This is a genomic window from Streptomyces sp. NPDC059166, assembly GCF_042755185.1.
Classification (GTDB): Bacteria; Actinomycetota; Actinomycetes; order Streptomycetales; family Streptomycetaceae; genus Streptomyces.
The window spans coordinates 49,604-74,723 of record NZ_JBHZCI010000037.1; the positions used below are offsets into that span (position 1 = coordinate 49,604).

Annotated in this window: 19 protein-coding genes; 14 read left to right on the top strand and 5 right to left on the bottom strand. The window is 71.6% G+C overall.

From position 1 onward, the window contains the following. The first annotated feature begins 142 nt into the window (after positions 1–142). Both ACFXOA_RS25100 and ACFXOA_RS25105 read left to right on the top strand, forming a co-directional pair. A complete protein-coding gene (locus tag ACFXOA_RS25100) occupies positions 143–886 on the top strand; it encodes a DUF1275 family protein (protein WP_385032774.1) in 744 nt (247 codons plus the stop codon). A gap of 147 nt (positions 887–1,033) precedes the next feature. Next, positions 1,034–1,339: a 4a-hydroxytetrahydrobiopterin dehydratase gene (locus ACFXOA_RS25105; protein WP_385032777.1), complete on the top strand. Its 306-nt coding sequence runs from the start codon at positions 1,034–1,036 to the stop codon at positions 1,337–1,339. An 18-nt stretch (positions 1,340–1,357) separates the two neighbouring features. Here the strand turns inward: ACFXOA_RS25105 and ACFXOA_RS25110 are convergent, their stop codons facing one another. After that, positions 1,358–2,320: a LysR family transcriptional regulator gene (locus ACFXOA_RS25110; protein WP_385032780.1), complete on the bottom strand. Its 963-nt coding sequence runs from the start codon at positions 2,318–2,320 to the stop codon at positions 1,358–1,360. Positions 2,321–2,389: 69 nt separating this feature from the next. On the opposite strand from ACFXOA_RS25110, the gene ACFXOA_RS25115 reads away from it, so the two are divergent. Further along, the gene (locus tag ACFXOA_RS25115; RefSeq protein WP_385032783.1) at positions 2,390–3,133 is read left to right on the top strand and encodes a methyltransferase domain-containing protein; all 744 of its coding nucleotides are present in this window, start codon (positions 2,390–2,392) and stop codon (positions 3,131–3,133) included. A 110-nt stretch (positions 3,134–3,243) separates the two neighbouring features. On the opposite strand, the gene ACFXOA_RS25120 is transcribed toward ACFXOA_RS25115, so the two are convergent. From ACFXOA_RS25120 to ACFXOA_RS25130, 3 genes are all read right to left on the bottom strand, one after another. Beyond that, a complete protein-coding gene (locus tag ACFXOA_RS25120) occupies positions 3,244–4,080 on the bottom strand; it encodes an aldo/keto reductase (protein ID WP_385032786.1) in 837 nt (278 codons plus the stop codon). 155 nt (positions 4,081–4,235) lie between these two features. After that, complete coding sequence (locus ACFXOA_RS25125) at positions 4,236–6,035, bottom strand: AMP-dependent synthetase/ligase (protein WP_385032826.1); 1,800 nt, start codon at positions 6,033–6,035, stop codon at positions 4,236–4,238. Positions 6,036–6,261: 226 nt separating this feature from the next. Further along, positions 6,262–7,155 carry a LysR substrate-binding domain-containing protein gene (locus tag ACFXOA_RS25130; protein WP_385032789.1) on the bottom strand — a complete coding sequence of 298 codons (894 nt, stop codon included), beginning with the start codon at positions 7,153–7,155 and terminating at the stop codon, positions 6,262–6,264. A gap of 114 nt (positions 7,156–7,269) precedes the next feature. Between ACFXOA_RS25130 and ACFXOA_RS25135 the strand changes: the two genes are divergently transcribed. Then, positions 7,270–8,295 (top strand): bile acid:sodium symporter family protein, encoded by a 1,026-nt coding sequence (locus ACFXOA_RS25135; RefSeq protein WP_385032792.1) that lies wholly within the window; start codon positions 7,270–7,272, stop codon positions 8,293–8,295. 58 nt (positions 8,296–8,353) lie between these two features. On the opposite strand, the gene fdhD is transcribed toward ACFXOA_RS25135, so the two are convergent. After that, on the bottom strand, positions 8,354–9,202 hold the full coding sequence (gene fdhD, locus ACFXOA_RS25140) for a formate dehydrogenase accessory sulfurtransferase FdhD (protein ID WP_385032795.1): 849 nt from the start codon (positions 9,200–9,202) through the stop codon (positions 8,354–8,356). A gap of 305 nt (positions 9,203–9,507) precedes the next feature. Between fdhD and ACFXOA_RS25145 the strand changes: the two genes are divergently transcribed. The 10 genes from ACFXOA_RS25145 to ACFXOA_RS25190 all read left to right on the top strand — a co-directional run bounded on the left by ACFXOA_RS25145 (position 9,508) and on the right by ACFXOA_RS25190 (position 24,988). Beyond that, entirely contained in the window at positions 9,508–10,458 is a 951-nt protein-coding gene (locus ACFXOA_RS25145; RefSeq protein WP_385032798.1) for a beta-ketoacyl-ACP synthase III, read from the top strand. 75 nt (positions 10,459–10,533) lie between these two features. Then, complete coding sequence (locus tag ACFXOA_RS25150) at positions 10,534–11,211, top strand: GntR family transcriptional regulator (RefSeq protein WP_385032800.1); 678 nt, start codon at positions 10,534–10,536, stop codon at positions 11,209–11,211. A 187-nt stretch (positions 11,212–11,398) separates the two neighbouring features. Then, positions 11,399–12,940 carry an ArnT family glycosyltransferase gene (locus ACFXOA_RS25155; RefSeq protein WP_385032803.1) on the top strand — a complete coding sequence of 514 codons (1,542 nt, stop codon included), beginning with the start codon at positions 11,399–11,401 and terminating at the stop codon, positions 12,938–12,940. A 200-nt stretch (positions 12,941–13,140) separates the two neighbouring features. After that, complete coding sequence (locus tag ACFXOA_RS25160) at positions 13,141–14,322, top strand: ROK family protein (RefSeq protein WP_385032806.1); 1,182 nt, start codon at positions 13,141–13,143, stop codon at positions 14,320–14,322. A gap of 315 nt (positions 14,323–14,637) precedes the next feature. Further along, positions 14,638–16,161, top strand: coding sequence for a sugar ABC transporter ATP-binding protein (locus ACFXOA_RS25165; RefSeq protein WP_385032808.1), 1,524 nt, complete (start codon positions 14,638–14,640; stop codon positions 16,159–16,161). Next, entirely contained in the window at positions 16,158–17,210 is a 1,053-nt protein-coding gene (locus ACFXOA_RS25170; protein ID WP_385032811.1) for an ABC transporter permease, read from the top strand. The genes ACFXOA_RS25165 and ACFXOA_RS25170 overlap by 4 nt, the downstream gene beginning before the upstream one ends. A gap of 73 nt (positions 17,211–17,283) precedes the next feature. Beyond that, the gene (locus ACFXOA_RS25175) at positions 17,284–18,321 is read left to right on the top strand and encodes a substrate-binding domain-containing protein (RefSeq protein WP_385032814.1); all 1,038 of its coding nucleotides are present in this window, start codon (positions 17,284–17,286) and stop codon (positions 18,319–18,321) included. Between the two features lie 47 nt (positions 18,322–18,368). Continuing rightward, positions 18,369–19,589, top strand: coding sequence for a Gfo/Idh/MocA family protein (locus tag ACFXOA_RS25180; RefSeq protein WP_385032817.1), 1,221 nt, complete (start codon positions 18,369–18,371; stop codon positions 19,587–19,589). Between the two features lie 11 nt (positions 19,590–19,600). Beyond that, a complete protein-coding gene (locus ACFXOA_RS25185) occupies positions 19,601–20,605 on the top strand; it encodes a sugar phosphate isomerase/epimerase family protein (RefSeq protein WP_385032820.1) in 1,005 nt (334 codons plus the stop codon). A 675-nt stretch (positions 20,606–21,280) separates the two neighbouring features. Beyond that, the gene (locus ACFXOA_RS25190) at positions 21,281–24,988 is read left to right on the top strand and encodes a ThuA domain-containing protein (RefSeq protein ID WP_385032823.1); all 3,708 of its coding nucleotides are present in this window, start codon (positions 21,281–21,283) and stop codon (positions 24,986–24,988) included. Positions 24,989–25,120 lie beyond the last annotated feature (132 nt).

The window sequence follows — 25,120 nt, forward strand, 5'->3', positions numbered from 1 at the left end:
GCCGGGGGAGGCGGACCGCCACCCCGGCCCGTCCGCGGTCCCCGCTCGGAGTGACCGGGCCTGGGCCCGGCGCGTTCGGGCGGTGCGGGGCCGTCGCTGCGGCAGAATCCTGATCACATCCAGGGATCGGAGTCAGCCGCTCATGTCCGCCGTGCTGCGTGAGGCCAGAGCCACCCTCCTGCCCGACATGGCCGGCGCGCAGGGCCCGCTGCCGCCGCTGATGCTCGTGCTGACCGTGCTCACCGGGCTGGTCGACGCGTTCAGTTTCCTGGTCCTGGGGCGGGTCTTCGTCGCCAACATGACCGGGAACGTCGTGTTCACGGGCTTCGCCCTGGCGGGTTCCCAGGGCTTCCCGCTGCTCGCCTCCCTCCTGGCGTTCGGTTCCTTCGTGGTGGGGGCGCTGGCCGGCGGAGCCGTCGCCCATCGGGCGCGGGAGCACCGGGGCCGGCTGTTGCGACGCGCCCTGCTCGTCGAGACCGCGGTCGTCGGCGTGGCCGTGCTCCTGATGCTGCTGTCGCACGCGCCGTACACCGGCACCGTCCGTCTGACGCTCATCGCCCTGCTCGGCCTCGCCCTCGGAGTCCAGAACGCCGCCGTCCGGGCGCTCGCCGTCCCCGATCTCACCACCACCGTCCTCACCCGCACCCTCACGGGCGCGGTCGCCGACAGCCGGCTGGTGAAGGGGCCGGGGGGAAGGGTGGGGCGCAGAGGCCTCTCGGTGCTGGCGCTGCTCACAGGCGCGGTGGGCGGTGCGCTCGCGGTGCGCGGCGGGCACCCGGCCCTGCCGCTGCTGCTCGCACTGGCCGTCCTGGCCGGTACCTGCACGGCGGCGTTCCTGCTGGCACGGGGTGACGCGCCCTGGACGAGACCGCGGACGGGCGGATGAGCGTGACTCCGGGCGATCCGCGACCGCCGGCCGACCACCGATCACCGACCGACTGACCGGCCACCGTGTCGGACGCGACAGCCCGGGCACGCGGACCGTAACGTCACGGGGCACCGACGACCGCACCGATGAGCCGAGGAGTCACGCATGCCCACCCAACCGCTGTCCGCCCAAGATGTCGAGGCCGGTCTCCGGGAGCTCCCCGGCTGGCAGCTGGAGGGGGACCGGATCACCCGTACCTACCGGCTTCCCTCGCACTTCGCTGCCGCCGCGCTGACCATGCACGTCGCCCGGATCCAGGACGAGCTCAACCACCACTCGGACCTGACCCTGGGGTTCGACACCGTCGCACTCGCCGTGCACACCCACGACGCGGGAGGGGCCGTGACGCACAAGGATCTGGAGCTCGCCGGGCGGGTCGAGGCGGTCGCCGCCGGGCACGGGGCGAAGTAGCCCCGCGGGCGCGGGAGATCAGGGGGCCGGACCGAAGCGGGGGTGCGCGGAGAGCCAGCGCGCGTAACTGTCGCTGCGTCGCACCGCCTCCGCGTACGCCGACCGGGCGTGCCCGGTCACCGTGCCGGCGGCGGCGCCGACGGCCGGGGAACGCGGATGCCTGCCGAGCAGATGGCGCCAGCTCAGCGGCGATCCGGTGAGCGGGCGGGTCACCAGGCCGGGTGTCGGCGGGAACGTGGCGCGGCACAGCCCGACGGCCCGCCCCACCTGGACCAGGTGGACGACGGAGGAGGTGTCCGTCTCGTACACCGACACCGGTGTGAAACCGGCGCGCGTGCACGCGGAGGCGAAGCAGTCGGCGAAGCATCCGTCACCGGGCACATCGGCCCAGCACTCGTCCGCCAGGGCGGAGAGCTCCAGTTCCTCCCGGCCCGCCAGGGGGTGGGCCTCGGGCAGCATGACGAAGACCGGGTCGACGCCGATCACCTCCCAGACCAGCCGGTCGGCCATGGGTGGCGGGCTCTCCCCGCAGGTGCCGATCAGTGCGAAGTCGAGCCTCCCGTCCGTCAGCAGCGAGGCGATCTCCGCGACCGACCACGAGGTGTACGTGGTCACCGGGGCCGTCGGATACGCACCGGCGAGCCGGTCGACGAGTCCGCCGAGCAGCGGCCCGTGGGTGCCGCCGAGCCGGAAACGCTCCATGGTGGCCCAGGCGTTGGCGAAGCGGACGGCCTCCTCCTGAAGCCCGCTCACCGCGGGCAGCACCACCCGGGCGCGCTCCAGCACGAGTTCGCCGAGCGGGGTGGGCCGCGCACCCGTGTGGTCCCGGTCGAAGAGCGGCCCGCCGAGGGCCTTCTCGATCCGCCGCAGCTGGGCGCTGAGCGCGGGCTGCGCGAGCCCGAGTGCCGCGGCCGCCTTGGTGAGGCTGCCGGTGTCGGCGATGGCCCTCACCGTGCGCAGGTGACGCAACTCCAGCTCCATGCGCGCACGTTATGGGTGACGGCGCACCTGGGCAACACCCCCTGCCGAGCAGTACGTAGGGTTGCCACCGTGCTGGACTACGACGAACAGGCAGCGCGCTACGACTCCACCCGCGGGGGGACGCCCCGCGCGCGGGCGGCGGCCGAGGCCGTCCTGCGGCTCGTGCCCCGGACCGCGCGGTCCCTGCTGGACATCGGGTGCGGGACAGGGTCGGTCACCGAGCTGATCGCGCGCGGCAGGCCGGGGCTCCGGGTGGCCGGTGCCGACGCCTCCCTCGGCATGGCGAGGCTCGCGCACGAGCGGACGGGCGCGGTGGTTCTCGCCGACGTGCGGCACCTGCCGCTGGCCGCCGGGACGGTCGACGCGGTGAGCGCGGTCTGGCTGCTGCACCTGCTCCGTGGCGGCGGTGTGGTCGAGGAGGTGATGGGGGAGGCGGCCCGGGTGCTGCGGCCCGGCGGGGTGTTCGTCGCGACCGTCGACAAGGACGCCGGCCACGACGTGGGCAGCGACATCGACGCCGTACTGGCACCCCTTCTCCGGCCGGGGCCGGCCGATGCCGCCGAACTCGTCATCGGGTACGCCGATCGCTTCGGGATGCAGCCGGCCGGTGAGACCGTGTTCACCGGTCACGGCCAGGGACGCACACCGCGTCGCGTGGCCCGGGCGGCGCTTCGGGGTGACTACGCGTCCCGGCTGTCACTTCCCGGGCGGGCGGGAGAGCGCCTCGCGGCGGAGCTCACCGCGCTGCCCGACCCCGACCGGGCACGCGACGACCCCGAGTTCCGGCTGATGGCGTTCCGCGTACGGCCGTGACCGCGGTGCCGCCTCGCGGAGTCCCTCTGAGGTGACGCTCCTGCGGGGCCGCCGACCGGAGGGAGCGCGGAGGAGCCCCCGTCGTGACGGGGGCTCCTCCGCGGGCCGGATCAGGCGCCGGCGTCGAACGAGGCCGGGTCCGGGCCGAGCCGCTTGCCCTCGTCGAGCGCGGCGAACGCGGCCAGGTCGTCGGCGTCGAGCTCGAAGTCGAAGACGTCGATGTTCTCCGCGATCCGCGACGGGGTCACGGACTTGGGGATCACGACGTGGCCGGTCTGCAGGTGCCAGCGGAGCACCGCCTGCGCGGGTGTCCGGCCGTGCTTGTGCGCGACGGCGGCCACCGTCGGGACGTCCAGGAGGCCCCGGCCGGAACCGAGCGGCGACCACGCCTCGGTGACGATGCCGTGCTCGGCGTGCACGGCGCGCAGGGCGGACTGCTGGAGCTGCGGGTGCAGCTCGATCTGGTTGACCGCGGGGACCACGGAGGTCTCGCCCAGCAGCCGTTCCAGGTGCTCGGGGTGGAAGTTCGATACGCCGATGGCCTTGGCGCGCCCGTCGGCGAGGATCCGCTCGAACGCCTTGTACGTGTCGACGTAGGCGTCCTTGGACGGGATCGGCCAGTGGATCAGGTAGAGGTCGACGTAGTCGAGACCCAGCCGGTCCAGCGACGTGTCGAACGCGCGCAGCGTCGAGTCGTGGCCCTGATCCGCGTTCCACAGCTTGGTGGTGACGAAGAGCTCCTCGCGGGGCACACCGGATGCGGCGATGGCCTTCCCGGTGCCCGCCTCGTTGCCGTAGATCGCTGCGGTGTCGATGCTCCGGTACCCGGCCTCCAGGGCCGTGGTCACGGCACTGGTGGCCTCGTCGTCCGGCACCTGCCAGACACCGAAGCCGAGCTGCGGCATCTCGAGGCCGTTGTTGAGCGTGATGGTGGGGACCTGGCTCACGAGCGGTCGATCCTAACGTTGTCGGTTGCTACTCCCCGGGACAACGAGCGGGGGCCTTCAGGCATTCCCGGCTGGCGCGATCCGGAAGGACCGGATCCAAGTCCTGATCCGAGATCAGGGACGCCGGCCGTGGCCCGTTGCCTTCGTGGTCCCGCTCACCGGTAGAGGGCGTCCACCTCGGCCGCGTACGCCGTCTCGATCGCCTTCCGCTTCAGCTTGAGCGACGGCGTCAGCAGACCGTGTTCCTCGGTGAACTGGTGCGCCAGGATGCGGAACGTGCGGATGGACTCGGCCTGGGAGACCGCGGTGTTCGCGGCGACCACCGCCCGGCGCACCTCCATCTCCAGGTCCGGGTCGCGCACCAGGTCGGCGGCGCGGACGGGTGCCCGTCCCTGCATGGCGAGCCAGTGTTCGACCGCCTCGTGGTCCACCGTGACCAGTGCCGCGATGTAGGGCCTGTCGTTGCCGACGACTATGCACTGCCCCACGAGCGGGTGGGCCCGGACCCGCTCCTCCAGCCCCGCCGGTGCGACGCTCTTGCCGCCGGAGGTCACCAGGATCTCCTTCTTGCGACCGGTGATGGTCAGGTAGCCGTCCTCGTCCAGTGCGCCCAGGTCGCCGGTGGCCAGCCACCCGTCGTGGAGCACGGAGTCCGTGGCCTTCGGATCGCCCAGGTAGCCCGAGAACACGTTCGCGCCGTGCACCCACACCTCGCCGTCCCTGGCGATGTGCACCGTCGAGCCGGGGATCGGGCGGCCCACCGTGCCGTAGCGGGTGCGCTCGGGCGGGTTCGCGGTGGCCGCGGCGGTCGTCTCGGTCAGCCCGTAGCCCTCGTAGACGGTGACGCCCGCGCCCGCGAAGAACAGGCCGAGCCGGCGTTCCATCCCGGAGCCCCCGGACATGGCGTGCCGCACCCGGCCGCCCATCGCGTCGCGGACCTTGCGGTAGACGACCTTGTCGAAGAACTGGTGCTGCATCCGAAGCCCGGCGGAGGGGCCGGGACCGGTGCCGAAGGCCCGCTCCTCCATGGCCTCCGCGTACTTCACGGCGATCTCCACGGCCTTGTCGAACGCCCCGGCGCGGCCCTCCGCCTCCGCCTTGCGCCGAGCGCCGTTGAAGACCTTCTCGAAGATGTACGGCACCGCCAGGATGAACGTGGGCCGGAAGGCGACGAGGTCGGGCATCAGGGCCTTCGCGGACAGCTCGGGCTGATGGCCGAGTTTCACCCTTCCACGCAGCGCGGCGATCTCCACCATCCGGCCGAAGACGTGCGCCAGCGGGAGGAACAGCAGTGTCGAGGCCTCCTCGCCCGCCTTGGACAGGAACACCGGGTGCCATTTGCCGACCATGGTGTCGGCCTCGAACATGAAGTTCGCGTGGGTGATCACACAGCCCTTGGGACGTCCTGTCGTGCCGGAGGTGTAGATCACGGTCGCCACCGACTCGGGGGTCACAGCGCGGCGGTGCCGGTGGACGACCTCGTCGTCGATCAGCGCCCCGGCCTCGGTGAGCTCCCCGACCGCGTCGGCGTCCAGCTGCCACAGCCGTTGCAGGTGCGGCAGCCGGTCGATCACCGAACCGATGGTCATCGCGTGGTCCTCGTGCTCGACCATGACGGCGGCGACCTGGGCGTCGTGCAGCATCCACAGGACCTGCTCGGCCGACGACGTCGGATAGACGGGCACGGACTGGGCGCCCACCGTCCACAGGGCGTAGTCGAAGAGCGTCCACTCGTAGCGCGTGCGGGACATCAGGGCCACCCGGTCACCGAACCGGATCCCCTGGGCGATCAGCCCCTTCGCCAGGGCCATCACCTCGTCGCGGAACGCGGCGGCCGACACGTCGTGCCAGCGGCCCTCGGCGTCCTTCCGGCCGAGCGCCGTCCTGCGGGGGTCCTCCTCCGCGTAGTCGAAGACGGAATCGGCGAGGCCGCCGACTTGAGGCGCGGCGGCCATGGGTGGGACGGTGAACTCACGCAACGAGCTGCTCCTTGTGGCTCCGCACGGCGCCGCGACGCTACCTCACCGCACGGGTGCGCGGGAGAGTAGGAAGTCTCCGGAAAACGTGACATCTGGCCAGGCACACCGTAGAAATCGGGCCAGATGGGCAAGGCTCGGGCGCACTTCTGACCGCCGGGTAAGCAGCGGGGGAGGAAATCTCCACCGAATCTGTACGCCGCGATTACCCCTGGTCCGGGTGCGGGGGCATGACCGGACCGCGGTGGAGGCGGTCGCCGCCCGCCAGGATCGCCGCGGCGAGGGCGTCAGCGGCCTCCTGGGCGGTGTTCCTCCGGTGCCCGTGCAGCAGCACGAAATCCACATCACCCAGATCCGGAAGACCGGCCCTGGACGGTACCGGTGCGAGGCCCGGCGGAATCAGCCCCCTGGTGTGGGCCATCACCCCGAGGCCCGCGCGGGCGGCCGCGACCAGCGCGCTCAGGCTCGCGCTCGTGCACGCGAAGCGCCACGCCCTGCCGTGTTCCTCCAGCACCTCCAGCGCGCGTGCCCGGGTGAGTCCCGGCGGCGGGAAGGCGATCAGGGGGAGGGGCCGGTCCGGGTCGACCCTCAGCTGCGGGGCGCCGATCCAGACCAGGGTGTCCTGCCAGACCAGCTCGCCGTGGGTGTCCCCCACCCGGCGCTTCGCCAGCACCAGATCGAGCCGCCCCGCCGCGAGCTGCTGGTGCAGGGCGCCGGACAGCTCCACCGTGAGCTCCAGCTCGACCTCGGGGTGCTCACGCCGGAAGGACTCCAGGATCTCCGGCAGACGGGTCAGCACGAAGTCCTCGGAGGCCCCGAACCGCAGCCGTCCGCGCAGCCGGGTGCCGGTGAAGAAGGCCGCGGCCCGCTCGTTCGCCTCCAGGATCGTCCGGGCGAAGCCCAGCATGGCCTCGCCGTCCTCGGTCAGGTCGACGCGGTGGGTGTCGCGGCTGAACAGCTGCCGGCCGGCCTCGGCCTCCAGCCTGCGCACGTGCTGGCTCACCGTCGACTGCCGGACGCCGAGCCGGCGCGCGGCCTGGGTGAAGCTCAGGGTCTGGGCGACGGCAAGGAAGGTGCGGAGCTGGACCGGGTCGTACATGGGACGAGGTTATCGCGAAGCGTGATGACAGTCAGTTCGGTGTACGGGATTCCCGATGGAGGTGTTCGCGGGCACGATGGTGGGGCGCGACATCACCCAGAGAGCACGGAGCACATGAGTATCAGCCGCCGTATCCCCACGCTGCCGTCCTGGCTGCCGGTCGACGCGTACATCCTCGCGCTGATCGGCACCGTGGTGCTCGCGGTGTTCCTGCCCGTCTCGGGCACCGGGGCGGACGTGGCGAGCGGTGCGTCCACCGGTGCGGTGGCCCTGCTCTTCTTCCTGTACGGGGCGCGGCTGTCGACCGCCGAGGCCCTCGACGGGCTCAAGCACTGGCGCCTCCACCTCACCGTCCTGGTCTGCACCTTCGTGATCTTCCCGCTGCTGGGCCTGGCCAGCCACGGGCTGGTGCCCCAGGTGCTGAGTCCACAGCTCCAGGACGGCTTCCTCTTCCTGTGCCTTGTCCCGTCGACGATCCAGTCCTCGATCGCCTTCACCTCCATGGCCCGGGGCAACGTGCCCGCCGCGATCTGCGCCGGCTCCTTCTCGAGCCTCGCCGGGATCCTGCTGACACCGCTGCTCGCCGGACTGCTGCTCGGTAGCAGCGGGGGAGGCTTCTCGGCGGACTCCCTGGTGAAGATCGTCCTCCAGCTCCTGGTGCCCTTCGTCGCGGGGCAACTGCTGCGCCGCTGGGTCGGCGGCTTCATCGGGCGGCACCGCAAGGTGCTCGGCTACGTCGACCGGGGCTCGATCCTGCTCGTCGTCTACACGGCGTTCAGCGAAGGCATGGTGGCGGGGATCTGGCACCAGGTCACCCCCCTCAGGCTCGGCGCGCTCCTCGGCGCCGAGGCGGTGCTCCTGGCGCTCATGCTCGGCATCAGCTGGTACGGGGCGAAGCGGCTCGGGTTCGGGCGGGAGGACCGGATCGCCATCCAGTTCGCCGGGTCGAAGAAGAGCCTGGCGGCCGGGCTGCCCATGGCCAGCGTCCTGTTCGGCGCGCACGCCAGCCTCGCCGTCCTTCCCCTGATGCTCTTCCACCAGATGCAGCTGATGGTCTGCGCGGTGATCGCCAAGCGCCGTTCCCGCGACCCGCTCCCGGAGACCGCGACGACCGCGCAGCAGCCGGTGACGGCGGGCTGAGAGCCCGGCCCGCGGCGGGGGAACACGCCCTCCCGCGGGAGCGGTGGGCGCGAACGGTTCAGTCCCGGCCCGCCGCCCGGTCCAGGACGATGCGGTGGTCACCCGCGTACACGTTCATGGACGAACCCCGCAGGAAGCCCACGAGGGTCAGCCCGCTCTCGGCCGCCAGGTCCACGGCCAGCGAGGACGGGGCCGAGACCGCCGCGAGGACCGGGATCCCCGCCATCACGGCCTTCTGCACCAGCTCGAACGAGGCGCGCCCGGACACCAGCAGGATCGTTTCCGACAGTGGGAGCCGGCCGTCGGTCAGGGCGCGGCCGACGAGCTTGTCGACCGCGTTGTGGCGCCCCACGTCCTCCCGGATGTCGAGCAGCTCGCCCTCCGGCGAGAACAGGGCGGCCGCGTGCAGGCCCCCGGTCCGGTCGAACACCCGCTGGGCCTCGCGCAGCCGCCCGGGGAGGTCCGAGAGCAGCGCCGGTGTGATCCGGACCGGGGGGATGTCGGCCACGGGGTGCCTGGTCGTGGTGCGGACGGCGTCCAGGCTGGCCTTGCCGCAGAGCCCGCAGGACGAGGTGGTGTAGACGTTGCGCTCCAGCGTGACATCGGGGACGTCGACGCCCGGCGCGAGCTTCAGGTCCACCACGTTGTACGTGTTGACGCCGTCCTCCGTCGCACCGGCGCAGTAGACGATGGACTGCACCTCGGACCCCTCGCCGATCACGCCCTCGCTCACCAGGAAGCCCGCGGCGAGGGCGAAGTCGTCACCCGGCGTGCGCATCGTGATGGCGAGCGGTCTGCCGTTCAGCCGGACCTCCAGGGGCTCCTCGGCGACGAGGGTGTCGGGGCGGGTGGTGACCGCCCCGTCCCGTACGCGGAGGGTGCGGCGGCGCTCGGTGACCCGTCCCATAGCCGTTCATTCCCGATTCTGTACGTGGTGGAAGCCGGTACGGCCCTTGGCACAGAGGTTGCCATGATCCGCCGGGACCCCGTGCGGCGAGGGTGGGGTGCCCCCGCGTGGCCCGGTGGGCTACGGGCCACGCGCGTCCGTTCGTGAATCCCCCGCATCGCCGGAGTGTCGGCGCGAGTTCCCGGGGGCTGTTCGAGACGCTCCAACCCCGGGCTCGTATTCCTGTGGGGTTACGTGCCCCTGTACCGGTCGGTAGCAACCAAGACTGGATAGTTCCTGCCAAACGTAGCGAGGGGAACCCGTACATGACCGGCTCACGTGTGGTGGCGCTCGGCCACTACCAGCCTGCCAAGGTCCTCACCAACGACGATCTGGCGGCCATGGTCGACACCAGTGACGAGTGGATCACCAGTCGGGTCGGGATCAAGACCCGCCACGTGGGAGGCCCCGACGAGCCTGTGGACGAACTCGCGGCGCACGCCGCGGCAAAGGCGCTGGCGTCGGCCGGACTGCAGCCCGCCGACATCGACCTGGTCCTCGTCGCGACCTCCACGGCCATCGACCGCTCGCCGAGCATGTCCGCCCGCGTCGCCGCGCGCCTGGGGATGCGCGCACCGGCGGTCATGGACATCAACGTGGTCTGCTCCGGATTCACCCACGCCCTGGCCACCGCCGACCACGCCATCCGGGCCGGCGCCGCGGGGCGGGCCCTCGTCATCGGCGCCGACAAGATGGGCGACATCGTCGACTGGACGGACCGCACCAGCTGCGTGCTGATGGGCGACGGGGCGGGCGCCGCCGTCGTGAGCGCCGACCCGGACGGCGGCGACAGGCCCGGGATCGGCCCGGTCCTGTGGGGCTCGGTACCCGAGATGGGCAACGCGGTCCGGATCGAGGGCACGCCCCCGAGGTTCGCGCAGGAGGGGCAGGCCGTGTACCGCTGGGCCACGACGCAGTTGCCGCCCATCGCCCGGAAGGTCTGCGAGCGGGCCGGTGTCACGCCCGAGGAGCTCGCCGCCGTGGTGCTGCACCAGGCCAACCTCAGGATCATCGAACCCGTCGCCCGCAGGATCGGGGCCGTCAACGCGGTCGTCGCCCGGGACGTCGTCGATTCCGGCAACACCTCGGCCGCGTCGATCCCGATGGCACTGTCCAAACTGGTGGAGCGCGGGGAGGTGGAGAGCGGTGCGCCGGCTCTGCTCTTCGGCTTCGGCGGGAACCTCTCCTACGCGGGTCAGGTGATCCGCTGCCCCTGACCTCACCGGCCCGGCATTGTGCTCGGTAGACTGTAGACGATAAGCAATTGCTTTGGCGCCCGGAGGGGGAACGCGATGTTGTCCGCAGGACTGCCGCAGGGGTCGGTGCCGAGGCTGGAGCGGCCGGGTCCGCTGCGTGAGCGTGTCTACGAGGCTCTGCTGGAACTCATCACCACCCGCGCGCTCAGTCCCGGCCAGCATCTCGTCGAGAGCGAACTGGCCGGGCATCTGGGTGTGTCACGGCAGCCGGTGCGCGAGGCGCTCCAGCGGCTGAACACCGAGGGCTGGGTCGACCTGAGGCCCGCCCAGGGCGCCTTCGTCCACGAGCCCACCGAGGAGGAGGCCGACCAGCTCCTCTCGGTCCGTACGCTGCTGGAGGCGGAGGCCGCCCGGCTTGCCGCGGCCAACTCCGGGCCGGCCGGCATCGAGGCCCTGGAGGAGCTGTGCGCCCAGGGGGAGCGGGCCGTCGCGGCCGACCAGGTGGACCTCGCCGTGGCCACCAATGCCGCCTTCCACGCCAAGGTGATGGAGCTGGCGGGAAACGTGGTCCTTTCCGAACTCGCCGCACAGGTGGGGCGCCGTGTGCGCTGGTACTACACGCCGGTCGCCCGTCAGCGCGGCAGCCGGTCCTGGATCGAGCACCGCGAGCTGATCGCGGCCATCGCCGCCGGGGACCAGGAGCGGGCCACGGCCGTGATGCGGGAACACACCGAACACACGCGCCGGACGTACCACCGGCGCGAGCGGGACTGACGGCGGGCGGGACCCGGGCGGTCAGAAGGGCTCCGTTCAGGGGAGTTCCGTCCGGGGGAGTCCCCCTCCCCCCTCCCGGCGTCCACAGGGTGCAGGCGTAGGGTGCGTGCGGCCCGGTAGCCGCGCGCGCCGGGCCGCTCCGGTCGCCGGTGGCGCGACCGCGGGCCGGGACCGGGGGGTGGGCGCAATGACTGACGATCAGGAACAGGGGACCGCGGGCGAGGCCGGGGAGGCCGGCGGACGGATCGCACCGCTGGACCGAAGGGTGTTCGGCGTGGCGGGAGCGGTTCTCGCCCTGCTGATGGCGCTGTCCCCGCGCTACGGCTTCCACATCGACGAGCTGTACTTCCTCGACTCCGCCCGGCACCTCCAGGCGAGCTATGTCGACCAGCCGCTGCTGGCGCCGCTGCTGGCCAGGGTCTCCCTGTCACTGTTCGGGGTCTCGGAGTCGGGGCTGCGGCTGTGGCCCGCCCTCGCCGCGGCCGGCACGGTCGTCGTGGGCGGCCTGACCGCGCGGGAGTTCGGCGGAGCCCGGCGGACCCAGTTCCTCGCCGCGATCGCCACCGGCACCATGCCCGTACTACTGGGTGGCGGGCACATCGCCAACACCACGTCCTACGAAGTGCTTGCGTGGGCGTCCATCGCGCTCGTGGTCGTGCGCATCGGCCGTACCGGGGACACGAGATGGTGGCTCGCCGCGGGTGCGCTCGTCGGCGTCGGCTCGGAGTTCAACCACCTCGCGGCCATCTTCGGGATCGTCCTGGTGGCCGCCGTGCTGGTCGGCCCGGCCCGCCGGACCGTGGCCGACCGCCGTTTGCTCGCGGGTTGCCTCGTCGCCGTGCTGCTCGTGCTGCCCGACCTGTGGTGGCAGGCCCGGCACGGCTGGGCCATGTTCGAGATGACGCGGGCCCTCAACGGGGAGAACGGCGGCCCGGAGAACATCGTCACGTGGATCGTGGGGCAACTCGGCATGTCCTGCGTGGCGATGGTGCTGCTGTGGGCGGCCGGCCTGCGTTTCCTGTGGCAGTCGGGCCGGCCGCTGTGGCGGTGCCTGGTCACCACGTACGCCGTCCTGTTCGTCCTGTTCGCCGTGACGACCGGCGCCCAGGTGTACTACCTGGGCGGGCTCTACGTGTGCCTGCTGGCCGCCGGGGCCGTGGGGCTGGACGGATGGCTGCACGCCCGCCCGGACCGGATGCGCGGGCTGATGACCGCGACCGCCGTGTCGAGCGCGCTGCTCGCCCTGGTGGTGCTGCCGGTGCTGCCCGCCTCCGCCGCGGCCTGGACCTACGGCATCAACGCGAACTCGGGGAACTCCATCGGCTGGCCCCAGCTCGTCGGCACCGTCAAGCAGGTGTGGACGGAGATCCCGGCGCGCCGACGGGCCGACGCGGTGATCTTCGCGGCGGACTACGGAGAGGCCGGCGCCGTCAACGAGCTCGGCCGTGACAGCGGGCTGCCCACCGCCGTGAGCGCCCACAACTCCGGCTGGTGGTGGGGGCCCGGCAACCCGCACGCCACGACCGTGGTGGCCATCGCCCCCGGTCCCGACCAGGCCCCCGGGTACGCCGGCCATCTGCGCAGGTACTTCCGTCACGTGCGGGTGGCGGCCACCCTCTCCAACCCCGCGGGCGTGCACAACGTCGAATGGGGAGGTCATGTCTACGTCTGCACGGAGCCCCGGCGGCCGTGGGGCACGATGTGGCCCGAACTGCGCACCTACGGGTGAGAGCGGGCCGCGCCGGGTGGGCGGCCGGGCGCCTCGTCAAGGGCCCTGGGGCATGGTGAGGCCGCACCTTTGTCCTGAGTGTGGAGAAAGTTGGAGCGGATTCATGCTCAACTTCTTCCCACTCCGGTGAACCGCTGCTACGTTCCCCTCGAAAGCCAGACGGACCGACCGACGTGGCGGGGGAGGGACGCGTGAGGCGCATGACGGCACGACCCGCGAACACGCACCAGGCGCGACTGCTGCGGCTGTTGCGTGACGGTGGACCCAACTCGCGTGCCCAGTTGGGTGATCAGATCGACCTCTCGCGTTCCAAGCTCGCGGTCGAGGTCGACCGCCTGCTGGAGACCGGACTCGTGGTGGCGGACGGCCTCGCGGCGTCCCGCGGCGGACGCCGTTCCCACAACATCCGGCTCGCACCCGGGCTCCGCTTCCTCGGGGTCGACATCGGAGCCACCTCCGTCGACGTGGCAGTCACCAACGCCGAGTTGGAGGTGCTGGGGCATCTCAACCAGCCGATGGACGTGCGGGAGGGGCCGGTCGCCGTCTTCGAACTCGTGCTGGCGATGGCGGCCAAGCTCCGGGCCTCAGGGCTGGCCGAAGGGTTCGACGGCGCCGGCATCGGCGTACCGGGGCCCGTCCGTTTCCCCGAGGGGGTGCCGGTCGCACCGCCGATCATGCCCGGCTGGGACGGCTTCCCGGTCCGCGAGGCGCTGAGCCAGGAACTGGGCTGCCCCGTCATGGTCGACAACGACGTGAACCTCATGGCGCTGGGGGAGCAGCACGCCGGCGTCGCACGCTCCGTGGGTGACTTCCTCTGCGTCAAGATCGGCACGGGGATCGGCTGCGGCATCGTCGTGGGCGGCGAGGTCTACCGGGGGACGACCGGCAGCGCCGGCGACATCGGCCACATCCAGGTGGAACCCGACGGACGCGCCTGCGCCTGCGGCAACCGGGGTTGCCTCGAAGCCCACTTCAGCGGTGCGGCCCTGGCCCGTGACGCCGAGGACGCGGCACGATCCGGCCTCTCCACCGAGCTCGCGTCCCGCCTGGACACGGCAGGAAGGCTCTCCGCCATCGACGTCGCCGCCGCGGCGGCGGCAGGCGACCCCACCGCGCTCGACCTCATCCGCGAGGGAGGCAACCGGGTCGGCCAGGTCATCGCGGGGCTCGTCAGTTTCTTCAATCCGGGTCTGGTCGTGATCGGCGGCGGGGTGACCGGGCTCGGTCACAACCTGCTGGCCAGCGTCCGCACCCAGGTCTACCGGAAGTCACTGCCGCTCGCCACGGGCAACCTTCCCATCGTCCTCGGTGAGCTGGGGCCGGTCGCGGGCGTGACCGGCGCGGCCAGGCTCATCAGCGACCACCTGTTCTCCCCGGCCTGACATCCCGCCTGAGCCGCCCGCCCCGGCGGGACCCGTCCCCGCACGACGGACAGCCGTACCCGAGCCACTGCACCGCGAGCACCGCCGCGCCGCCCAGCGCAAGCACCGCCGAGCCACCACCCCGCACCGCGAGCACCGCCGCACCGCCCAGCGCAAGCACCTCCGCACCGCACGAGCACAGCAGAACTCCACCAGCAGTTCGGTCAGCAGTACGGCGTACCGCCGGCACTGCCGCCCTGCCCGCTCACCGGCATCCTCTCGATCTCCCGGCCCGCCCGGGGCGAGGGGAGGCCTCGTACGCCGAGGGGATTCGTCATGGCACCAGAACCACCCCTGCTCACGATGTCCGGCATCACCAAGTCCTTCCCCGGCGTACGCGCCCTCGACGGCGTGGACCTGGAGGTGCAGGCGGGTGAGGTCCACTGCCTCCTCGGCCAGAACGGCGCCGGAAAGTCCACCCTCATCAAGGTGCTCGCCGGGGCTCACCAGCCCGACGGCGGTGCCATCACCTGGGGCGGAGAGCCCGTCCAGCTCTCCTCGCCCATCACCGCGATGCGTCTGGGTATCGCCACCATCTACCAGGAACTCGACCTGGTGGAGGGCCTGTCGGTCGCGGAGAACGTCTTCCTCGGGCACGAACCCACCACCGCCGGCTTCGTCGTGCGGACCCGCGAGGCCCGCGCCTCGGCCGCCGCGCTCCTGAAGCGCCTGGGACACCCCGAGATCGATCCGGCCCGACTCGTGGGCGACCTGTCCGCGGCACACCAGCAGATCGTCTCCATGGCCCGGGCCCTCTCCCACGACGTGCGCCTCATCGTGATGGACGAGCCATCGGCGGCGCTCGACCCCGACGAGGTCGACAACCTCTTCCGTATCGTCGACGGACTCACCGCCGACGGGGTGGCCGTGGTCTACATCTCCCACCGGCTCGAGGAGATCCGCCGCATCGGCGACCGGGTGACCGTCCTCAAGGACGGACGAGCCGTCGCGGTCGGGCTGCCCGCCAAGTCCACCCCCACGCGAGACATCGTTGCCATGATGACCGGCCGCAACGTCGAGTACGTCTTCCCCGAACGCCCCGACCCCGCTTCGCGGGCCACCGCCGAGCCGGTGCTGAGGATCGAAGGACTCAGCCGCGAGGGCGAGTTCGAAGCGGTCGACCTCGAACTCCGGCCCGGCGAGATCGTCGGACTCGCCGGGCTGGTCGGGTCAGGGCGCTCCGAGGTCCTGGAGACCGTGTACGGAGCCCGCAGGCCGAGCGCCGGAAGGGTCCTCGTCGACGGGATGCCGCTGCGCCCCGGCAGTGTGCGGGCCGCGGTCGCGGCGGGCATCGGCCTGGCCCCGGAGGAACGCAAGGCACAGGCGCTGCTGTTGACGGAATCCGTCACCCGCAACGTCTCCGTGTCCTCACTGTCCCGTTTCGCCCGCGCGGGCTGGCTCGACCGGGGCGCGGAGCGCACCGCGGCCAGGACCGCCACCCGTGAGCTCTCCCTGCGTCCCGACAACCCGGACGCGGCGGTCCGTACCCTCTCCGGCGGCAACCAGCAGAAGGCGGTCCTCGCGCGCTGGCTGCTGCGCGGGTGCCGGGTCCTGCTGCTCGACGAGCCCACACGCGGTGTCGACGTGGGCGCCCGTGCCGAGCTCTACGCCGTGATCCGCAGGCTGGCCGACGAAGGCCTCGCCGTACTGCTCGTCTCCAGCGAAGTGCCCGAAGTGCTGGGCCTCGCCGACCGGGTGCTGGTGCTCCGGGAAGGCCGTGTCGTCCACACGGCCGACGCCAGGGAGCTCGATGAGCACCGTGTCCTCGACCTCGTCATGGAAGGGAGCCCGACGTCATGACACAGCCCGCACCGTCGGCGCAGCACCACGGGCCGGAGAAGGGGACCGTGCCCGGCCCCGCGGCCACCCCGCCCACGGGACGCGGCGGCGGCCTGCGCGCCCTGGGCGTGCGCGCCGACGTACGCAACCTGTCGCTGCTGGGAGTGCTCGCCGTCCTGGTGGCCGTCGGCGGGTTCACCGAACCGGACGCGTTCCTCGACACCGGGAACCTGCAGCTGATCCTGACCCAGTCCTCGGTGATCGGGGTCGTCACCGTCGGTGTCACCTTCGTCATCATCAGCGGCGGCATCGACCTGTCCGTCGGTGCGATGGTCGCCCTCGCCTCCGTCTGGGCGACCACCCTCGCCACCCAGGAGTACGGCTTCGCCGGCATCCTGTTCACCGCCGTCGTCGTCGGTCTCGCCGCGGGCCTCGTCAACGGGGTGCTGATCGCGTACGGCCAGATGGTGCCGTTCATCGCGACCCTGGCCATGCTCGCCTCGGCCCGGGGGCTGGCGCTGCAGATCACCGACGGCAAGACGCAGATCGTCACCGTCCAGTCCGTACTGGACCTCGGACTGCCCGACAGCTACGTCCTCGGCATCCCGCCGCTGGTCCTGGTCTTCGCCGCGGTGACCGTCGCCGGCTGGCTCATCCTGAACAGGACGACCTTCGGACGCCGTACCGTCGCGGTCGGCGGCAACGCCGAGGCTGCCAGGCTCGCCGGAATCGACGTACGCCGTCAGCGGCTCTACCTCTACCTGCTCTCCGGGCTCTGCTGCGGCATCGCCGCCTTCATGCTCGTCATCCTCTCCGGCTCGGGCCAGAACACCAACGGCAACCTCTACGAGCTCGACGCCATCGCCGCCGCGATCATCGGCGGAACCCTGTTGAGCGGCGGGCGGGGCACCATCGTCGGCTCGGTGCTCGGGGTGCTGGTCTTCACCACGATCACGAACATCTTCGCCCTCAACAACCTCCAGAGCGACGTCCAGCAGATCGCCAAGGGCGCCATCATCGTCGCCGCCGTGCTCGTCCAGCGCCGCACGCTGCGCGGCGGGGAGACCTGAGCCGGCCGGACACCACACACGGTCACCCACCCGCTGTTCCGTACACACGCACCGGATGAAGGGGTTCACAGCCATGCCAGAAACCAGCCGCAGGGGACTGCTCTTCGGCACCGCGGCCGTCTCCGCGGGAGCCTTCCTCACCGCCTGTACCAGCAACGAACCCAAGGAGAAGGCGGTCGCGTCGAGCAATCAGCCGGCCGCGGACGACAAGCCGGGTACCCCGGTCACCATCGGCTTCGCCGGACCCCAGGCCGACCACGGCTGGCTCAACGCCATCAACGTCAACGCCAAGTCCAGGGCCGAGAAGTACTCCGAGGTGACCCTGGAGATCACCGAGGGGTCCAACGACACCGCCGCCCAGATCGGCCAGGTCAAGACGCTCATCAACAAGAAGGTCGACGTCCTCGTCATCCTCCCCGCGGACGGCAAGGCGCTCACCCAGGTCGGCCTGGAAGCCATGAAGGCAGGCATCCCGGTCGTCAACCTGGACCGGATCTTCGCCTCGCCGCAGGCCTACCGCTGCTGGGTCGGCGGGGACAACTACGGCATGGGCCTCAACGCCGGCCACTGGATCGGCGAGCAGCTCAAGGACAAGGCGGACGCCAAGGTCGTCGAGCTCGCCGGGATCGACAACCTGGAACTCACCAAGCAGCGCAGTCAGGGCTTCGCCGACGCCCTCAAGAACTACTCCAACATCAAGCTGGTGGCCCGTCAGGCCGCCGACTTCACCGTGGAGTCCGGCCAGGCGAAGATGGCTCAGCTCCTCCAGGCCCAGAAGCAGTTCGACGCCCTCTGGAACCACGACGACGACCAGGGTGTGGGCGCGCTGCGCGCCATCCAGCAGGCCGGCCGGGACGAGTTCATCATGGTCGGCGGCGCCGGCGCCAAGTCCGCGATGGACGCCATCAAGGCGGACGACGGAGTGCTCAAGGCCACCGTGCTCTACCCGCCCACGATGGCCGCGTCCGCCATCGACCTGGCTCGCGCCCTCGGCCAGGACAAGGGCGTCTCGGGCCTCGCCGAGATGGAGATCCCGACCTCGCTGACCCTGTACTCGGCCGTCGTCACCAAGGAGAACATCGACCAGTACCTGCCCACGGGCTTCAGCTGATCCCGCACCGCCGCCGCCACCGAACCACCGATGAGGAGGAAGTCCGCATGGCCCGTAGGGAAGAGTCGGAGCAGGGGACCGGGGCACCGCCGCCGACGGCGACGCTCGGTGTCGGCATGGTCGGTTACGCGTTCATGGGCGCAGCCCACTCCCAGGGGTGGCGCACCGCGGGACACGTCTTCGACCTGCCGGTCAGACCCGCTCTCGCCGCGATCTGCGGACGTGACCGTACGGCGGTCGAGGCCGCCGCCGCCCGGCACGGCTGGGCGGCGGCGGAGACCGACTGGCGTGCGCTGATCGCCCGGGACGACGTGCAGCTGGTGGACATCTGCACACCCGGCGACAGCCATGCGGAGATCGCCATCGCGGCACTGGAGGCCGGCAAGCACGTCCTGTGCGAGAAGCCGCTGGCCAACACCGTGGCCGAGGCGGAAGCCATGGCCGAGGCCGCGGAACGCGCCGCGGCCCGCGGCCAGGTGGCCGTGGTGGGCTTCAACTACCGCAAGGTGCCCGCCCTCACCTACGCCCGCGCGATGATCGAGGAGGGCCGGCTGGGCACCCTGCGCCACGTCCGGGCGACCTACCTCCAGGACTGGCTCGTCGACCCGCAGTCGCCCCTGACCTGGCGGCTGGACAAGGAGCGGGCCGGCTCCGGCGCCCTGGGGGACCTGGGGGCGCACATCGTCGACCTCGCCCAGTACCTGGCCGGGGAACCCCTGGTCGGGGTGTCGGCGATCAGCGAGACCTTCGTACGGGAGAGGCCGGTCCTCGCCGGTCCGGGCACGGGCCTCTCCGGCGCCGCCGACGGGACCGCACGGGGGGCGGTCACCGTCGACGACGCCGCGCTGTTCACAGGCCGGCTGGCGTCGGGAGCTCTCGCCTCCTTCGAGGCGACCCGGATGGCGGCCGGCCGCAAGAACGCGCTGCGGCTGGAGATCAACGGGGAACTCGGATCGATCGCATTCGACCTGGAGCGGCTCAACGAGCTCTCCTTCCACGACCACACCGAGCCCTCCACGAGCGCCGGCTTCCGGAGGATCCTCGTCACCGAACCCCAGCACCCCTACCTGGAGGCGTGGTGGCCGCCCGGGCACGGCCTGGGATACGAGCACACCTTCGTCCACCAGGCGCGTGACGTGGTGCGCACCATCACCGAGGGACTCGCCCCCGTACCGTCGTTCGCCGACGGGCTCCAGGTGCAGCGGGTGCTCGCCGCGGTCGAGGAGAGCGCCGCCAAGAACTCCGTCCACACCCCGGTCGCCTTCTAGGAGGTCAGCGCATGCCCCGCCCCTTCACCCTCTTCACCGGCCAGTGGGCCGACCTGCCACTGGAGGAGGTCTGCCGGCTCGCCCGGGACTTCGGCTACGACGGCCTCGAACTCGCCTGCTGGGGAGACCACTTCGAGGTCGACAAGGCTCTGGCGGATCCCGGCTACCTGGAGGGCCGCCACCGGCTGCTCGACAAGTACGGGCTCAAGTGCTGGGCCGTCTCCAACCATCTGGTCGGCCAGGCCGTCTGCGACAGCCCGATCGACGAGCGCCACCAGGGAATCCTGCCCGGCCGCATCTGGGGGGACGGGGAGCCCGAAGGCGTGAGGAGGCGGGCCGCCGAGGAGATCGCGGACACCGCCCGGGCGGCGGCCGCCTTCGGCGTGGACACGGTCATAGGATTCACCGGCTCGTCCATCTGGCACCTGGTCGCCATGTTCCCACCGGTCCCGCCGCACATGATCGAGCGCGGGTACGAGGACTTCGCCGAGCGGTGGAACCCGATCCTGGACGTCTTCGACGCCGAGGGCGTGCGGTTCGCCCACGAGGTGCACCCCAGCGAGATCGCGTACGACTACTGGACGACGCACCGCGCCCTCGAGGCCGTGGACCACCGCCCCGCCTTCGGGCTGAACTTCGACCCGAGCCACTTCGTGTGGCAGGACCTCGATCCGGTGGGCTTCCTCTACGACTTCCGGGACCGGATCTACCACGTGGACTGCAAGGAGGCGCGCAAGCGTCTCGACGGCCGCAACGGGCGCCTCGGCTCGCACCTGCCCTGGGGCGATCCCCGGCGCGGCTGGGACTTCGTGTCGGCGGGCCACGGCGACGTGCCCTGGGAGGACGTCTTCCGGATGCTGCGGTCCATCGGCTACGAGGGGCCGGTCTCCGTCGAGTGGGAGGACGCGGGTATGGACCGGCTGGCCGGTGCGCCGGAGGCACTGGCCTCGCTCAAGCGGTTCGACTTCGACCCTCCGAGCGCGTCCTTCGACGCGGCGTTCGGCGGCGGCGACTGACCTCGCGCCGACGGGAGCCGGCCCGCCCCGCCACGGCACCCGCCCGTCAGGCCCCGGCGGCCTCCCAGCCCCTGCCGGCCTCCTGACGGGCACGCCGGGCTGCTCGCCCGGCCGGCGGGTGCCCCGATCACGGTCCTGCCGTGGGCTGCCTCGATCTCCCCGGCGCTCCGGAACCCGCCTCGGGGGCCGGAGGGCGCGAGCGACCCGTAGGAAGCCGAGGAAGGCGGCGACGGAACCCCGGGGCGGCGGTACTCGGGGCCACCCGACGGAACCCCGGGGCGGCGGTACTCGGGGCCACCCGACGGAACCCCGGGGCGGCGGTCCTCAGGGCCACCCGGCGGAATCCCGGCCACGGCACGGCAGCGGGGGATCGGCCCTCGCCCACCGCTGAGCGGCACCCGGGCCACGCGGCGGTGACCGGGACCCGGCCCTCGCCGCCGCCCGGGGGCGATTCGGCATGCCCTGAACCGGCTTTGTCCTGCCGCAGGGAAAAGTTCGATCCGATCCCTGCGCAAGGGCTTTCCGAGCCGGACGAACCCGGCTACGGTCCCTTCCGTGTACACGACATGACTCGCGTCACCGGTGGCCCGACCGCCCCGGTGGCGAGCGCGGCAGTCCCCGCGCGGAACGGCAGAACGCACCCGCCCGAACAACCGGCACCCCCGGAGGACGCACGTGCACAGAAACAGCAGACGGCTCCGCGCCCGGAAGACACTGGCCCTCCTGACCGGCGGACTGCTCGCCGCCGCCACCCTCACCCTGGGCTCTTCGCCCGCCGCCACCGCCGGCACCCCGCGCGTTTCGGCGGCGCAGGACGCCGCCGAGGACTTCCAGCAGGTCACGCTCGCCAAGGGGGCCGCCGAGACCGGCGAACCCATGTCCCTGGCGGTGCTCCCCGACCGCAGCGTGCTGCACACCGCCCGCAGCGGCGAGCTGCGCATCACGGACAGCGCGGGAAACACCCGCGTCTCCGGGACCATCCCCGTCTACTCACACGACGAGGAAGGACTCCAAGGTGTAGGCATCGACCCGGACTTCGACGAGAACCGGGCGATCTACCTCTACTACGCACCGCCGTTGGACACCCCGGCCGGTGACGCCCCGGAGAACGGCACCGCCGCGGACTTCGCCAAGTTCGACGGTGTGAACCGGCTCTCCCGCTTCGTCCTGGCGGAGGACGGCACCCTCGACATGTCGAGCGAGAAGAAGGTCCTCGACATCCCGACCACCCGCGGCATGTGCTGCCACGTGGGCGGTGACATCGACTTCGACGCCCAGGGCAACCTCTACCTCTCGACGGGTGACGACTCCAACCCCTTCGCGTCCGACGGCTTCTCCCCGCTGGACGACCGGGCCGACCGCAACCCCGGATTCGACGCCCGCCGTACCGCCGGCAACACCAACGACCTCCGCGGCAAGATCCTCCGCATCAAGGTCGCCGACGACGGCTCGTACACCGTGCCCGACGGCAACCTCTTCGCGCCGGGCACGGACCGGACCCGCCCGGAGATCTACGCGATGGGATTCCGCAACCCCTTCCGCTTCAGTGTCGACAAGGCCACCGGAATCCTCTACGTCGGTGACTACGGTCCGGACGCGGGCGCGGCAGACCCGAACCGCGGGCCCGCCGGGCAGGTCGAGTTCGCCCGGGTGACGAAGCCGGGCAACTTCGGCTGGCCGTACTGCACGGGCGACAACGACGCCTTCAACGACTACGACTTCGCCACCGGCACCTCCGGGGCGCCCTTCGACTGCGCCGCGCCGAAGAACGAGTCCCGCCACAACACCGGCCTCGTCGACCTGCCGCCCGCCCAGGCCGCGTGGATCCCGTACGACGGCGCGTCCGTCCCCGAGTTCGGCACCGGCTCGGAGTCGCCCATGGGCGGACCGGTCTACCACTACGACGCCGGCCTGGACTCGCCGGTGAAGTTCCCCGAGGCGTACGACGGCGACTTCTTCGCCGGTGAGTTCGGCCGGCAGTGGATCAAGCGCATCGAGCAGGACGGCGACGGCGCCGTGCAGTCCATCGACGACATCCCGTGGACCGGGACCCAGGTGATGGACATGGCCTTCGGCCCCGACGGGGCACTCTACGTCCTGGACTACGGGCTCTCCTGGTTCGGCGGCGACGAACACTCCGCCCTCTACCGCATCGAGAACGCCACCGGCGGCCGCTCACCCGTCGTCGAGGCGTCCTCCGACAGGACGTCCGGCGTCGCACCGCTGAAGGTGAAGTTCTCCTCCGCGGGAACCACCGACGGCGACGGCGACACCCTGACGTACGCCTGGGACTTCGGCGACGGCGGTACGTCCACCGCGGCCAACCCCTCGTACACGTACAAGAAGAACGGCACCTACACCGCGACCGTGACCGCCGAGGACCCGACGGGGCGCACCGGATCGGCGAGCGTGCACGTCACCGTCGGCAACACCGCGCCCACCGTCGTGATGGAAGCCCCGGCTGACGGACGTCCGTTCGAGTTCGGTGACGAGGTGCCCTTCAAGGTGACCGTCACCGATCCGGAGGACGGCGCCATCGACTGCTCCGACGTCGAGGTGAAGTTCACCCTCGGACACGACAGCCACGGCCACGACATCACCACCGAGCACGGCTGCGAAGGCACGATCAAGACGGCCATGGAGGGCGGCCACGACCCCAACGCCAACATCTACGGCGGCATCTCCGCGTCCTACACCGACGGCGGGGGCGGCGGTCAGGCCGCGCTGACCGGCCGTGACGCCGCCAAGCTCCAGCCCCGGCACCGCCAGGCGGAGCACTTCGACGACTCCTCGGGCATCTCCACACCGAACAAGACGAGCGCCCACGGCGGCAGGACCGTCGGGGACATCGACAACGGTGACTGGATCTCCTTCACCCCGTACATCCTCGACGGCTCCACGAAGCTCACCGCACGCACGTCCTCCGCGGGAGCGGGAGGCTTCCTCGAAGTGCGGGCCGGCTCACCCACCGGCAAGATCCTGGGCTCCGCGCCGATCCCGGTGACGGGCAGCTGGGACTCCTTCCAGGACGTGGACGTGCCGCTGCGCGGCGCGCCGAAGAAGGCCACGGAACTCTTCCTCGTCTTCAAGGGCGGAACGGGAGCGCTGTACGACGTGGACGACTTCGAACTCTCCGACAGCCCGGTCGACCGGACGGCCAAGCGGGTCCTCGTGTTCTCCAAGACCGGCGGCTTCCGCCACGACTCGATCCCCGAGGGCATCGCCGCGCTGAAGGAACTCGGCAAGGACACCGGCATCACCGTCGACTCCACGGAGGAGGCCGCCCAGTTCACCACCAGCAACCTGGCGCGATACGACGCCGTCGTGTTCCTCTCGACGACCGGTGACGTCCTCGACGCCGAGCAGCAGAAGGCCTTCGAGAACTTCGTGGCCACCGGCGGCGGCTACATGGGCGTCCACGCGGCCGCCGACACCGAGTACGACTGGGAGTTCTACGGCGGCCTGGTCGGCGCCTACTTCGACTCCCACCCGCAGATCCAGCCCGCGACCGTACGCGTGGAGAACCACGACCACCCGGCCACCGCCCACCTGGACGAGACCTGGGACCGCACCGACGAGTGGTACAACTACCGCACCAACCCCCGGGACAAGGCCCAGGTCCTCGCCACGCTCGACGAGACCACCTACACCGGCGGCACGATGAAGGGCGACCACCCCATCGCCTGGTGCCAGGCGTACCAGGGCGGGCGTTCCTTCTACACGGGGCTCGGACACACCAAGGAGTCGTACGCCGAACCCGCCTTCCGCCGGCACCTCCTGGGCGGACTGCGCTACGCGGCCGGACAGGTCGGCGCCGACTGCAAGCCGGACACCGGATACAGGTCCATCTTCAACGGAAAGACCCTCGAAGGCTGGAAGCAGGCCGGCCCCGGCAAGTTCACCGTCACCGACGGCGAGCTGCGCTCCGAGGGCGGGATGGGACTCCTGACCTACCAGGCCAAGGAACTCAAGTCCTACTCCCTCAAGCTCGACTGGAAGCTGTCGGGCGACGACAACTCCGGCGTGTTCGTCGGCTTCCCCGAGTCGGACGACCCGTGGTCCGCGGTGGACAACGGCTACGAGGTCCAGATCGACGCCACGGACGCGGCGGACCGCACGACCGGCGCCGTCTACACCTTCAAGTCCGCCGACCTCAAGGCCCGGGACCGCGTCCTGCGGCCGCCCGGACAGTGGAACAGCTACGAGATCAAGGTCCAGGGGGAGCGGCTCCAGGTCTTCCTCAACGGAGTGAAGATCAACGACTTCACCAACAAGGACCCGGTCCGCAGCCTCAGGAACGGATACATCGGTCTCCAGAACCACGGGGCCGACGACCAGGTGTCCTTCCGTGACATCCAGCTGAAGGAGCTGCCCTCGACGTAGGGCGGCCACCTCCTGCGCCGGCGGTGGGCGGGGGGGCCCCCCCCCCCCCCCCCCCCCCCCCCCCCCCCCGGCCCCCCCCCGGGGGCCGGCCCGGTGCGCGCACTGCGGGCGGGCCCGCGGGGGGGGGTTAGG